15 protein-coding genes are annotated in these 13,104 nt (G+C 36.1%); 11 read left to right on the top strand and 4 right to left on the bottom strand.

Going from position 1 to position 13,104, the window contains the following annotated elements; genetic code table 11:
- Positions 1 to 744: 744 nt before the first annotated feature.
- Positions 745 to 2,070: a group II intron reverse transcriptase/maturase gene (gene ltrA / locus BKP37_RS17320; RefSeq protein ID WP_084034855.1), complete on the top strand. Its 1,326-nt coding sequence runs from the start codon at positions 745 to 747 to the stop codon at positions 2,068 to 2,070.
- A 176-nt stretch (positions 2,071 to 2,246) separates the two neighbouring features.
- Here ltrA and BKP37_RS17315 read toward each other — a convergent pair whose 3' ends face one another.
- The 4 genes from BKP37_RS17315 to BKP37_RS17300 all read right to left on the bottom strand — a co-directional run bounded on the left by BKP37_RS17315 (position 2,247) and on the right by BKP37_RS17300 (position 6,231).
- Positions 2,247 to 3,290, bottom strand: a complete 1,044-nt coding sequence (locus BKP37_RS17315) for a tyrosine-type recombinase/integrase (RefSeq protein ID WP_071310883.1) — start codon at positions 3,288 to 3,290, stop codon at positions 2,247 to 2,249.
- On the bottom strand, positions 3,284 to 4,090 hold the full coding sequence (locus tag BKP37_RS17310) for a tyrosine-type recombinase/integrase (protein ID WP_169823180.1): 807 nt from the start codon (positions 4,088 to 4,090) through the stop codon (positions 3,284 to 3,286). Before BKP37_RS17310 ends, BKP37_RS17315 begins: the two co-directional genes overlap by 7 nt.
- 152 nt (positions 4,091 to 4,242) lie before the next feature.
- Positions 4,243 to 5,469 carry a site-specific integrase gene (locus tag BKP37_RS17305; protein WP_071310881.1) on the bottom strand — a complete coding sequence of 409 codons (1,227 nt, stop codon included), beginning with the start codon at positions 5,467 to 5,469 and terminating at the stop codon, positions 4,243 to 4,245.
- Positions 5,470 to 5,709: 240 nt separating this feature from the next.
- Positions 5,710 to 6,231 carry a hypothetical protein gene (locus tag BKP37_RS17300; RefSeq protein ID WP_071310880.1) on the bottom strand — a complete coding sequence of 174 codons (522 nt, stop codon included), beginning with the start codon at positions 6,229 to 6,231 and terminating at the stop codon, positions 5,710 to 5,712.
- Positions 6,232 to 6,515: 284 nt separating this feature from the next.
- Between BKP37_RS17300 and BKP37_RS20810 the strand changes: the two genes are divergently transcribed.
- From BKP37_RS20810 to BKP37_RS17250, 10 genes are all read left to right on the top strand, one after another.
- Positions 6,516 to 6,647 (top strand): hypothetical protein, encoded by a 132-nt coding sequence (locus BKP37_RS20810; RefSeq protein ID WP_281243092.1) that lies wholly within the window; start codon positions 6,516 to 6,518, stop codon positions 6,645 to 6,647.
- Positions 6,648 to 6,942: 295 nt separating this feature from the next.
- Positions 6,943 to 7,380 (top strand): YhcN/YlaJ family sporulation lipoprotein, encoded by a 438-nt coding sequence (locus BKP37_RS17290; protein WP_071310879.1) that lies wholly within the window; start codon positions 6,943 to 6,945, stop codon positions 7,378 to 7,380.
- A gap of 25 nt (positions 7,381 to 7,405) precedes the next feature.
- Positions 7,406 to 7,885: a stage V sporulation protein AC gene (spoVAC, locus tag BKP37_RS17285; RefSeq protein ID WP_071310878.1), complete on the top strand. Its 480-nt coding sequence runs from the start codon at positions 7,406 to 7,408 to the stop codon at positions 7,883 to 7,885.
- On the top strand, positions 7,885 to 8,901 hold the full coding sequence (gene spoVAD / locus BKP37_RS17280) for a stage V sporulation protein AD (RefSeq protein ID WP_071310877.1): 1,017 nt from the start codon (positions 7,885 to 7,887) through the stop codon (positions 8,899 to 8,901). Before spoVAC ends, spoVAD begins: the two co-directional genes overlap by 1 nt.
- Positions 8,898 to 9,248 (top strand): stage V sporulation protein AE, encoded by a 351-nt coding sequence (gene spoVAE, locus BKP37_RS17275; protein WP_071310876.1) that lies wholly within the window; start codon positions 8,898 to 8,900, stop codon positions 9,246 to 9,248. Before spoVAD ends, spoVAE begins: the two co-directional genes overlap by 4 nt.
- Positions 9,249 to 9,260: 12 nt before the next feature.
- Positions 9,261 to 9,467: a DUF1657 domain-containing protein gene (locus tag BKP37_RS17270; RefSeq protein ID WP_071310875.1), complete on the top strand. Its 207-nt coding sequence runs from the start codon at positions 9,261 to 9,263 to the stop codon at positions 9,465 to 9,467.
- A gap of 38 nt (positions 9,468 to 9,505) precedes the next feature.
- Positions 9,506 to 10,366: a DUF421 domain-containing protein gene (locus BKP37_RS17265; protein WP_342707805.1), complete on the top strand. Its 861-nt coding sequence runs from the start codon at positions 9,506 to 9,508 to the stop codon at positions 10,364 to 10,366.
- Between the two features lie 140 nt (positions 10,367 to 10,506).
- Entirely contained in the window at positions 10,507 to 11,670 is a 1,164-nt protein-coding gene (locus BKP37_RS17260; protein ID WP_071310874.1) for a D-alanyl-D-alanine carboxypeptidase family protein, read from the top strand.
- Complete coding sequence (locus tag BKP37_RS17255) at positions 11,663 to 12,259, top strand: nucleoside recognition domain-containing protein (RefSeq protein WP_071310873.1); 597 nt, start codon at positions 11,663 to 11,665, stop codon at positions 12,257 to 12,259. The genes BKP37_RS17260 and BKP37_RS17255 overlap by 8 nt, the downstream gene beginning before the upstream one ends.
- The gene (locus BKP37_RS17250; protein WP_071310872.1) at positions 12,259 to 12,795 is read left to right on the top strand and encodes a spore maturation protein; all 537 of its coding nucleotides are present in this window, start codon (positions 12,259 to 12,261) and stop codon (positions 12,793 to 12,795) included. Before BKP37_RS17255 ends, BKP37_RS17250 begins: the two co-directional genes overlap by 1 nt.
- The last annotated feature ends 309 nt before the right edge of the window (positions 12,796 to 13,104 follow it).

Raw genomic sequence — 13,104 nt, 5'->3', positions numbered from 1 at the left:
TTTCCTACTAAAATTTAGCTTTTTTAGTTTGCTCTGATACTAATTTTCTTAATCATTTAAATACAAAAGGAAGACAATATAAATTTGTCTTCCTTTTGTGCGCTTGGCAGCGCGTCGGACTAACGGGTGTAAGTCCCGAACATGCCGTAGTGGCGGAAATGTATAGTTGACAGATAGTGCATGTCTGCGAAGAAATGTGCGGAGGATCTGAAGACAAAACTTGGAACAGGCGACGATAACCATGCTGGCTGGCAAAGTCGGATAACCCTGCAAAAGAAGGGAGTGTCCAATACCACAGTAGACTTTGTTAGTTATGAGGACTGGATTCGAGGGAAAGCCCGATGACGTGACCCAAGGAGATCTCATCGTCTCCACTTAGTGGTAACCCTTAGACAAATCCGAGATGGATAAGTTGAGGCTATGGGTGGTGAGAAGTCAGAGCGAGGGATAGTAGTGAAAAAGCCCACTGGAAAAGTCGCAAAGGTGGGCGACTTTGTGCTAAGTCACAAAGACAATCATTTTCTCAAAAGGACTTTGATTGCTGCGAAGCCTTTTGCCCATGGAAGAAAAGTTGATCAATTTATAGAGTTATCATGTACCAAACAGAAACTGGTGAGGTCGGTAGCCGTAGAACCAGGGTTGAACAGAAGGGTAGACCGTTTGGGGTGGATACGAAGAACCCGATTAGTGCTGATGTTGAGCTAGTCATTCGGGAGAGTTTGTAAGAGAAAGGAAAACCGATACGTGAAAGAACTTATAAATAAGAGAAACTTTCGTGATGAAGTAGGTAAACGTAAAAAGAGAAAATGGTATAGTCTAATCGATAAAGTATGGGCTATGCCGAATATGGAAGAGGCTTTTAAAGAGGTAAAAAGAAATAGGGGAGTCCCGGGTGTGGATGGCATTACGATCAAAGCTTTTGAATTTAGTGTTGAGGACAATGTACAAGTCCTTCAACGTGAGTTGAAAGAGAAAACTTATAAGCCGAGACCAGTAAAGCGTGTCTATATTCCAAAACCAGATGGCTCAGAAAGACCTCTAGGAATTCCTACTGTAAGAGATCGTGTTGTACAGTCAGCTGTACGAAGAATTTTAGAACCGATATTCGAAGCCAAATTCATGGACTGTAGCTTTGGCTTTCGACCGAATCGAAGTGCACATATGGCTTTAGAAAAGATCCGGAATGATCTGTTAGATGGATATGTCTATGTAATAGATGCTGATTTGAAATCTTACTTTGACACAATCCCACAGGATAAACTTATGATGCTTGTGAGAGAAGAAGTTGTGGATGGGAGTATTATCCAACTACTTGAGAGTTTTCTCAAGGCGGGTATTATGGAAGGTGGTAGTTTCTACTTAAATGAAAAAGGAACGCCTCAGGGTGGAGTTATTAGTCCTTTACTTGCCAACATCTACCTACACCCACTTGACTCACTAATGACAGAACGAGGACACAGAATAACACGATATGCGGATGACTTTGTCATTTGTTGTAAGACACAAAAAGGTGCGGAACGTGTGCTTAAATCAGTTACTCGATTTCTAGAAAAAGAATTAGGTTTAATCGTTCATCCTGAAAAGACAAAGATTGTTAACAACCTAAAACAAACCTTTGTTTTCCTCGGACATGAATTTAAGCGTGGATACTGGGTAAAACCATCTGAGAAGTCGATAAAGAAATTCAAAAGTAAGGTAAAAGAAATAACAAAACGTAATCAAACAGTAAATATAGTATGTCTCATTAAACACAAACTTAATCCATATCTACGTGGATGGGGAAACTATTTTGGCCACTGGCATGTAAAGGCACTATTTGTGCAATTTGATAGGTGGATACGTCGAAGATTAAGATCAATACAACTAAGAAGTTGGCGGAAAATTAGAAAATTGCACAGGGAATTACGGAAAAGAAAATGGAAAGGTGAACTTCCCCAATTGCGTATGTGTTTCTGGAGAAGCTCTAAATGTACGCCTGTACATACTGCCTTACCAAACGAATGGTTCGAAGAAATAGGTCTTGTATCTCTTGTAAATATTTACAAGCAACATCATCCTCAAAGGGGATAATCATGGAGGAGCCGTATGCGATGACCCGCACGTACGGATCTGTTATCCGGAAGTCGGGATAACAGATCTTATCCCGACTTCTGCATTATTCCGACTTTTTATAAGTAGCCATCAAAAACACAGGACTTTTATATATTTTTGATGGCTAATAGCTTAAAAGATCGGAATAATTATGTCTATAATAAACCATAAAGACGTTTAATTAATTCTTCATCATTCTGCCATGATGTAAATTTCTGTTCTAGTTTCATTGGATTTAGACTGCTTGTTGCTTTTTCTATCGCTTCCCGTTTCATTTGTGTATCCGCATTTGCATAAATCTTAGTTGTTTCCAACTGTGCATGTCCTAACCATTCCGACAGAAGTGCCAGTGGCATGCCGCTGCGGTAAAGATGCATTGATCTAGAATGACGAAACATATGTGGATGAAGACCTTCAGGTACTTTATTACATTGATCTCTCGCTGTTTTCCCATATCGTTTCATGAACTTCTCAACATTATCAGTTGACATTGCCTGTCTTTTCCCTTTTTGTATAACATAGAATAGAAATTCATTTGTAACATTTCCGTCATGAAAAAGTCGAAGGTAATTATTAAAGTGATCAATGGTTCTCTGCATGAGTGGTACGATTCTTATTTTGTTTCCTTTTCCATTTAATACTGCGTGAGAATCCTTTGTAGATACACGAATGTCACTGACTTTTAAGTTAAGCATTTCCTGACTTCTGCCAGCAGTGTCATACATCAATATCATGAAAAATAAGTCTCGTAAACCTTTTCTGGTACATGTATCAGGTTGTGAAAGGATTGCCTTTAATGCATCCTCTTCAAAGAATTTAACTTGTTGTGTTTTCGCCGTCTTTTTGATGGGGATCTTTTCAAATTCAAGAGTATAGGCAATGACCGACAGGTCCCTATTTCCAGCATATTTATAGAAGGAACGTATACTAGAAAGCCTGTGATTTCTGGTCGGAATACCGCATTTGCGAGTTTCTTCTAGCCAATCAAGGTAGCCTTCCACGGTTTTCCTGGAAATTTTCTCAAAAGAAACATCCATCAATGAAAGGTTTTCCTCCTTCTTCAAGTATTCTAGGAGGAGATTCAATGACTCTCTGTAAGACTTAATAGTATTGGCACTGCTTGCTTTTTGTTTTGGCAAATAGACCGTTAGAAAGTCCCGTACCATTTGGTAAAACTTCAAGCTTTCCGATTTTACCATGGTGATACCTCCGGTATCAGTTCCAAAAATGAATCCCAATCAATTGCATTAGAACGAGTCAGATTTGTAGGAAGAAGATGAATATAATAGGCAGTATCAGAAAATTTAGCATGCCCCATATATGTACTTAGGTATGGAAGCTTTGCATATAAATCTGCGCCTTTGTTAAGCCAATTCATCATGACTGCCGATGCAAATCTGTGACGGAGATCGTATACACGTACTCTAGTAGTATATTGTACAGGTTGGGTACGTTCCCATATCGAAAGAAATTGCTGGGTGAGCCATTTAGCCGAATACGGGATGCCGTCTGGATTTGGAAAGAAGTATTCGCTGTTGGGTGAGAATATCTTTAGCTTTTCATTATAATCTATGCAGAAGTTTCTTAAGTCATCTGACATTGGTACAATACGTTCTCTATGTGTCTTATTCTTACGAATAAAGAGGATACCACTATCTAGATCCACATCTGTTTTCTTGATTTCACGTCCTTCATTAGGACGTAGACCGCAGAAATAAATCATCCTTAATAATGCAGGGACAATTAGATGACGATTAGGTGTGTTTTTGTTTCTATTTAGGCGATCGGCTTCAGTAAAAATAGCTATAAGTTCTTCATCTGTAAATATATACGGTATAAATGAGGACTTACCTCCTGTATAGTTGGAAGGTATAACATAGCTGTCAATACCTATCGCATTTAGATACTTTCCGAATTCTCTTAAAGGGGATAGCCTCCTGCGAAACCCTGACTGACTTTCTGTAGGTCGCATTGTTGCCCACGCATGGACAAGTTCCATGGTCAGTCTGTCTTCCTCCGGATAATTTCCCCTGCAGAACCTGCTGAAATCACGAAGAAACCCCTCATATGTGCGTCTTTGGTAGCCTAGACTTACCTTGAATTCAAGCATTTCCTCAATATATGGAGTAAAAAAGCTTTCGATTCCATTTTTCATACTCGGACCTCCCCGATGGTGCTGAAGCTTAATGCACATTGTTTCAGACCATTAGTATCTAGGGAGACGTACTGTTTAGCAGCTTCTGGCGAATGGTGCCCTAGCACCTGTGAAACTGTTGTAATCGGTATTCCCTGGACAACCATTTCAGTACCTAGTGTCCTGCGAAGTCCATGAAAGGTTTTTCCGTCACCTACAGTATGGATGATGCCGGCCCTCTTAAGATATCTTCGTAATACGCAGGCGACAGATACACCATCATAAAACTTCTGATATGGTGCAAGACTTCTCAAAAATATATATGGGGATTCTGACTTTGGTCTACCGTTAAGAATGTAGTCAATTATGGCATTACCAGCACGTACTTCCAACGGAAGTGATAACGGCTGTTTTGTTTTTCCCTGTATCACATGAATCTCACTGTTTTTCCAGTCAACATCTGTCAGCTTTAGGTTTACGATATCGCCTGCACGCAGTCCGGTACAGATGCCAAGCTGAATGATAGCAAAATCCCTTTTTCCAACAGGTGTTTTTGTATTAACCTGTTTCAAAATAAGGTTTATCTCTTCAGACGAAAAACAGGGGAGCACTTTCCTATCACGAGCTCTAGGTGCAAAAAGGACCGGTTCGAAACGGATATCAAGCAGTTCTTCCTCGCGAAGATACGTATGAAGTTTTCTTAGTACCGTTACTACATCATCCATGGTTTTTGGGCGACAGGTAGACATATCAACAATGAAACTTCGAATATCTACAGGTGAGACTCTTTCAATTGTACAGTGTCCATGTGTAGTCAAAAACAGGAGGTACCTTTCAACGATGGATCTGTAAATACCGATTCTGCATATGTTCCCAAGACTTGTCAGAAATTCTGTTAATATTTTTTTGAAATAACTGGAAAGTAGGGATTCTTTTTTAGTACTAAAGACTTTCCAAGCAAAACCACCGGTTTTGTACACCTCATTTAGAATACCGAGGCCTCTCAAACGCCAACATAAGGTCTTTTGTGAAATAGTACCTAAATAAAAAAGCTTCTGGTAATGACTTCTAAGTTCATCCATCAGTTCAGGACGATAAAATAGTTCTGATTTCTTATGGTAGAAAGTAGAGATTGGCTGAAAAGCACTGTGATGATAAAAATCAAGGTAATCATCACAAAGCTGTAGTCCTTTCAACTCTTCTTTAGCTAAAACAATTAAATCTTGGATTGTGACCTTATTCATACATATTGCCTCCATTAATAATAGATTTGGTTGATAACCAAATCTATTATCGGTTGGCTTATATGAAAAAAATACAACTGCTAATTTATTATTCCGACTTTTTCCATCTCTTTAGAGAAAAGAAATTGTTATCTCGAAGTATTTTAATTTAAACAGTTAAAAGGTCGGAATAATCTAGAAGTCGGGATAAGATCTGCGAGAGGCGCATGAAATTATTCATGCGCCTACTCTATTTTTCTGTTATTTTTTGTCTTCTTTCAGTATATCTTCAAGAATATTATCAAGCTTCTTCACCAATTGTTCCGATGCTATAATCATTTTTCCTACATCACCTGTTCTTTTAGCTACATCGCCTGAAAAAACAGTTTTTAATTGATTGTTTTTATTAAGCCAATAGTTGTTTATGTAGGAATTAAATAATTCCCAGTACAAATGGATTAAGGCTACTTTACTTTTAGAAAAGCAATTTGCTAAAAGTTTATCATCAATTTGTATTGATTTAGGTGCATGTTCTATAGCTTTAACATGAACATGATTTGTTTGTTTATGGACGGCGTTACGAATCGTAAACATTTTTAATAAGTTGGATGTAATTATTTCCTCTCTCAGATTTTTTTCATTTAATTTAGTTTGAGCTTGATCATGAAAGGTTTTAACAGTTTTTAGTTTTCGATTGATTTTAATTAAAATTACAAATTGTACTAACAAGACAGAAAGGAGTAAGAAAAAACTTATTATGACAATAACTTTAAAAATAGTCATGAAGACCTCCCTCTATAAAATTATTTATAGTTGTTATTACTGTTTTTCTTAAAAAGGTAAGAGTATAAAATTTCTAACTTAGAAACTGTCTAGCTCCACGGCTTCTGTCAAAGGCCTTACAGTGCCTTTCGCTCGTGACTTTGCGCTTTTCTTGCAATTATTACTACTATTATTTAAATCGAAACTGATATTGTGAATAATTGGAAGAATATAGTTTTTGAAATAAATCAAAATAATATTTGAACATTACGTTCAATTTATAAAATATTTTGGAGGTTGTTAAGATGACTGTTGCTTCTCAAGTAAAACAAACGTTAGCTGGATTAAAGAGTGCTCAACAAACACAAATGATTGTAGACACATTAGCACCAAGAGTACAGGAAATAGAGCAAGAAGAACCTCAATATAAAAATTAACTCATTTTAAAAAGGGGATGGCTCAGAATTTTGATTTTAATATTGACTTCTTCAAAATCTTACGATGGAGTCACCTCTTTAAAATACTATTATTTTATCTATTTGGCGTTTGTTTTGGCAACAGTTAAGAGAGTAAATCTTTTACACTTACTAATTCATTTAATTTACTAACATAAAAATTTTCTCACCCCTAAATCAACCTAAAAAACATAATTCGCTTTAAATAATACATAAAAAGAAGTATTTGAAAAAAAATAAAAAAAACAGACTGAAATTAAAGAATGGACTGATATTTATGAGGAAGAAGTTTATTTATATTCTAATTATCTTAACTATTACTATCACTGGGTGCAATATTGTCGGTCAAGGTGTTCAAGTTAAACCACTATACATAGGTACAAATCATTCGATCGATCAAACTCGAGCAGATGTTGCTAAGCAAATTGTTATCTCTATGGAAGAAGTAATTGAGGTGAAAGGAGTAGGAGTAGACGAGGATATATATATTGCAACTAAAGTTAAGCACTTTGATCGATTTTTTTTAGATCAAATACGGAAAAATGCTCATAATAAAGTTAAAAAACGTTTTCCTAATGCAAATGTTCATATATCAACAGATAAAAAAGTATTTCTTGAGTTAGAAAAGCTTGAAGGTAAGATGTATCAAAACACAATAAATAAAGAAGATATTGAGAAAGAAATAAAACGGATTGAGAGATTTATGAAAGGGTAAATAATATAAAGGAGGGGTGGCGGAAATGTCGGATCAAAAAAAGAAGAATTTAACACCAATTCAGCAAGAATATCAAACATTGGCCAAAAAACGAGAAATTGAAAGGCCTGTTTTTAAAAATTGTATAAAAGCTTTTCTTATGGGTGGGTTTATTTGTTTTATTGGTCAATTTGTTCAAACCTTTTATTTGCATTTCTTTGATTTTAATGAAAGAACAGCGGGTAATCCAACCGTAGCAACGATGATCTTTATTGCAGTTTTATTGACTGGGTTTGGTGTATATGACCGTATTGCTCAATTCGCTGGTGCTGGAACTGCTGTACCTGTTACAGGTTTTGCTAACTCAGTTGCTTCTGCTGCAATCGAACATCGTACTGAGGGCTATGTTTTAGGAGTAGGAGGTAATATGTTTAAACTAGCAGGCTCAGTTATCGTTTTTGGGACGTTTTCAGCATTTGTTATTGCCATTATCAAAACAATCCTTATCCGATGGGGGGGATTATAATGAGAATAGGTCATAGAAGTTGGATGTTTAATAACAAACCGAAAATTATTTCAACAGGAACCATTGGTGGACCGTATGAAGCAAAAGGAGCCATCCCGAATGATTTTGATACACTTCATGGTGATCTTTGGTTGGGGCAAGATTCATATGAAAAAGCACAAAAAGTAATGTTTGAGGAAGCTTGTATGAAAGCTATTGAAAAAGCTGGATTAAAAAAAGAAGATATAGAGTTCATATTAGCGGGAGATTTAATTAATCAGGTGACACCGTCAAGTTTTGCTTGTAGAACATTAAGTGCTCCATATATCGGTCTTTTTGGAGCTTGTTCTACTTCAATGGAAGGATTGGCTTTAGCTGCATTAATTGTTAATAGTGGATTTGGGAATAATGTATTAGCAGGTACGGCAAGTCATAACACTGCTACAGAAAAACAATTTCGTTACCCAACAGAATATGGTGGACAAAAACCACCTACTGCACAATGGACAGTAACTGCAGCTGGTGCAGCAATTGTAAGTAAGGATGGAAATGGCCCTGTTATTACAGCTGCTACACTAGGAAAGGTAATTGATATGGGATTGTCAGATCCGTTTAACATGGGTGGAGCTATGGCTCCTGCAGCTGTAGACACCATATGTGCCCATTTGAAGGATCTTAATATCGATCCATCCTATTATGACTATATTTATACTGGCGATTTAGGTATGATTGGGCACGATATCGCACTTGATTTATTTGAAAAACATAATATTCCAATAAATAAGGAGAAGTTTCAAGATTGTGGCTTGATAATATACAAGGAAGATCAACCTATTTTTGCAGGTGCTAGTGGTTGTGGGTGCTCTGCAGCTGTTACATATGGTCATTTATTAAACAAAATGAGAAAAGGCGAAATTAACAGAATGTTGGTAGTTGCAACAGGTGCGTTATTATCGCCGTTATCGTTTCAACAAAAAGAAACCATTCCTTGTATTGCTCATGCCGTTGCTATTGAAGCTGGAGGTGGGAGCCAATGATCTTTTTTTGGGCTTTTGTCGTAGGGGGGATTATTTGTGTAATTGGACAAATTATGATGGATGTTATGAGGTTAACCCCTGCACATACAATGAGTACATTAGTAGTAATGGGTGCAATATTAGACGGGATTGGTTTATATGAACCATTAATAGATTTTGCGGGAGCTGGTGCTACAATTCCAATAACTTCATTTGGGAATTCTCTTGTACATGGGGCAATGGCAGAAGCTGAACGGTACGGTCTTGTCGGTGTTATCACTGGAATTTTTGAGGTTACTAGTGCTGGTATCTCAGCTGCTATCATATTTGGGTTTATTGCGGCATTAGTTTTTAAACCAAAAGGATAAGGAGAAGTATATATGACAGTAGGTTCACAAGTAAAGCAATGTTTATCTAGTTTAAAGAGTATCGAAGCAACATTAAATAGCCTTGCTATAAAAACTGAAAATGAGGAAGCGCGACTTGCTTTTCATGAGACGTGTTTAAAAACCCGAAAAGTCATAGGGCAAATCGAAACTAGGGTTGGAGAGATTGAGTTTCAAGAGCCACAATATAAAGGGTTTTAGTTACTATTACTTCGGCTACAACGCCTAGGAGGGATGACATGATACCAGGTTGGGTAGAAGTAATTTTAAGGTCAATTGGTGCTGTAGTAATTTTAATAATTTCTACAAGACTCTTTTTAATGAAATCTATTGCCCAGTTTTCATTTTTTGAAGCTACTTTATTGTTAATTATTGGGGTGATATTAGCCATTGGTTCGTTTGTCATTAGTATACCGGTTGGATATTCAATTATAGCCCTCATTACATGGTTAGCTGTCATTGGAATTGTGAATTATCTATCGATGAAGAGTGTTTCATTTAGGAATTTTTTACATGGTAAAGGAATACCGGTGATTGAGGATGGAAAAGTTTTAGAAGATAATATGAAAAAACAGCGCTACACGACAGATGAATTACTAAAACAATTAAGAACAAAAAATGTCTTTAAAGTTGCTGATGTAGAATATGCAGTTTTAGAATCAAATGGAGCAATTAATGTATTATTAAAAAAAGAGAATCAACCCTTAACTCCAAAAGATATGCTTATACCTGTTGCACCTGAAAAAGAGCCTCAAACTGTTGTGATGGATGGAAAGGTAATGGATGAGGCGTTAGCAACTATCGGTTTTAATAGGCAATGGCTTGAACAAGAGTTAAATACTCTTGGAGTAGCTATAGAAAACGTTTTTTTAGGACAAGTTGATAGTTATGGGGAACTTACAGTTGATTTATTTGATGATAAGTTAAAAATTCCCGAACCTAAACAAAAACCTATGCTTTTAGCATCTATAAAAAAAACTCAGGCAGATTTAGAAATTTTTGCATTACAAACTGAAAATGAGCAAGTGAAAAATATATTTGCAAATTGCGCAAATGAAATGGATGAAGTTTTAAAAAAAATACAAAAGTATTTACATTAGTTTTAAGGTTAGAGTCTACCTGGCAAGGGCTCTAACCTTTTTTGATGAATCGTAATAGTGAATATTCTAAATAGCAATCATATCACCTTTTTTGTGTGCATACACTTGTACAAAACATGAAAAGGGACGGGGTATAGAAAATGCTGAAAAAAAATTTGGTGAAAATAAATGTTTTATTAATAGTATTCATATTACTATTTTCGATATCAACAACTAGTGTGTCGGCGACTGAATTTTCTGTTTCAGCACAGAGTGCAATTTTAATGGAGCAAGAAAGTGGACGAGTGCTTTTTGAAAAGGACGCCCACACGCAATTAAGAATAGCAAGTATTACAAAAATTATGACAGCTATAATAGCAATTGAATCGGGAATGATGGAAGAAAAGGTCACGGTAAGTAGTAATGCCTTTGGAACAGAAGGTTCATCTTTATATTTAAGGCTTGGAGAAAAGATAACCCTTGAAGATTTAGTGTATGGACTTATGTTAAGGTCAGGTAATGACGCTGCAGTTGCGATTGCTGAACATGTAGGTGGTAGTTTAGAAGGATTTGTTTATTTAATGAACGAAAAAGCGAAAGAAATAGGAATGCAGAAAACAGTTTTCAACAATCCGCACGGTTTAGACGATCATGAGGAACATTACTCTACTTCTTATGATATGGCATTATTATCTCGATACGCAATGAATAATGAAACATTTAGAAAGATTTCTGGAACTAAAAGCTATCGTGCTCCACAGGAAGGTGAAGATTGGGATCGTATTTGGCAAAATAAAAACCGTCTCTTAACACAACTTTATAAATACTCAACAGGGGGAAAGACCGGTTATACGAAACGTGCAAAACGTACACTTGTTTCAACAGCAATGAAGGACGATGTTAACTTAATAGCAGTCACTTTAAATGCACCGAGTGATTGGCAAGATCATATGAATATGTTTAATTGGGGTTTTGATACGTTTGAAGTACTTCCTGTTGTTGAGGAAGGAATTATTAATAATGTAAATGATGAATTCTATAAAAATAAGGTTAAAGCTAACTATACATTTGAATATCCATTAGCGCAGGATGAAAAAACATTAGTAAACAAAAAGATAACTCTCTATCATCCACCGAAAGGAAATGAATGGTTAACAAATGGAATTCCAAATCCTGTAGGAAAAATAACAGTTGAACTTAGCGGAAATAGTATCGGTGAAGTGCCACTTTCTTTCGTTGGTGAATTAGATGAAGAAAATGAAAGCTTTTGGTCTAAAGTTAAGGATATAGTTCTTTTTATACTAGGAGTGAATAAAGATGGTTAATATTATTTGGATGTCAATGTTAATCATCGGAATAATATTTGCAGCGATTAATGGTAATATGGATGCTGTAAATGAAGCTGTTTTTAAGGGTGCTCAAGATGCTGTAACGATTTGTATTGGTTTAATAAGTATTCTAGTTTTTTGGTTAGGGTTAATGAAAATAGCCCAAGCTTCTGGACTCTTAGTAGGCTTAGCGAAGATTATGAAACCAATAGCGACAAAGCTTTTTCCAGATGTTCCTAGCAATCACCCGGCTATGGGTTATATCTTATCTAACATGACAGCAAATATATTTGGGTTAGGTAACGCTGCGACGCCGATGGGAATTAAAGCTATGGAACAACTAAAAGTTTTAAATGACAATAAAGACTCTGCAAGCCGTTCAATGATCACATTACTTGCTATTAATACAGCGAGTATTACATTAATTCCAACTACCGTGATCTCAATTCGAATGAATTATGGATCAGTGAACCCAACAGAAATTGTGGGTACTACTCTTATCGCAACAACATGTTCAACAATTGCTGCAATTTTGATTGATCGTTTCTTCTATTATCGACGCGTAAGAAAGGGTAGGGAATTGTAATGGAATGGATTAGTATAATTTCAATTTGGCTTATTCCATTGATAATAGGTTTTATATTAATTTTTGGAACGATAAAACGTATTCCAACGTATGAAACATTTGTTGAGGGTGCAAAGGAAGGCTTTGGAATGGCAGTATCAATCATTCCTTACTTGGTAGGAATGTTAGTGGCTATTTCTGTGTTTCGCGCTTCAGGGGCTATGGAATTTTTTATTGAGTTAATGAAGCCGGTTTTACAAGCGGTAGGAGTACCAACTGAAGTCGTTCCTTTAGCTTTAATTCGCCCCATTTCTGGTACAGGAGCACTTGGGATGACATCAGATTTAATAGCAACATATGGACCAGATTCTTTTATTGGCAGGTTAGCATCGACAATGCAAGGGAGTACGGATACTACTTTCTACGTTTTAACCGTTTACTTTGGTGCAGTGGGAATTAAAAAAATGGGAGACGCACTTAAAGTAGGGCTATTAGCGGATTTAGTTGGAATTATCGTTTCTATTACAGTTGTAACCATTGTTTTTGGAACGTTGTAATAAAAAGCCAAGCAAATTGTTTGGCTTTTTATTTGGTTAAATAAAAGTTTTATCTTTGGGTCACTAGTGTTGCACTAATTTTGTTTTACTATTAAAAACATTCGAAATCTTCAATAAATTATTTTATGCAAAGAAAAAGTCCTTTATAATGGATAAGTCAGGTGGTAACCCGTCCAAATCCACTAATAAAGGACACATCTCATGGACAAGATTACACGAAAAACTTCATTTGGACAATGGTTTTCACCAATAAATCTTGAATTATTTGAAGAACAGGTGAAAACACTGAAATTAGATTTTTATACGAAA

Origin of the sequence: Anaerobacillus alkalilacustris (assembly GCF_001866005.1) — a bacterium.
Classification (GTDB): domain Bacteria; phylum Bacillota; class Bacilli; order Bacillales; family Anaerobacillaceae; genus Anaerobacillus; species Anaerobacillus alkalilacustris.
The sequence above is the reverse complement of the archived record's forward strand: the minus strand, read 5'-3'. Positions and strand labels throughout refer to the sequence as shown.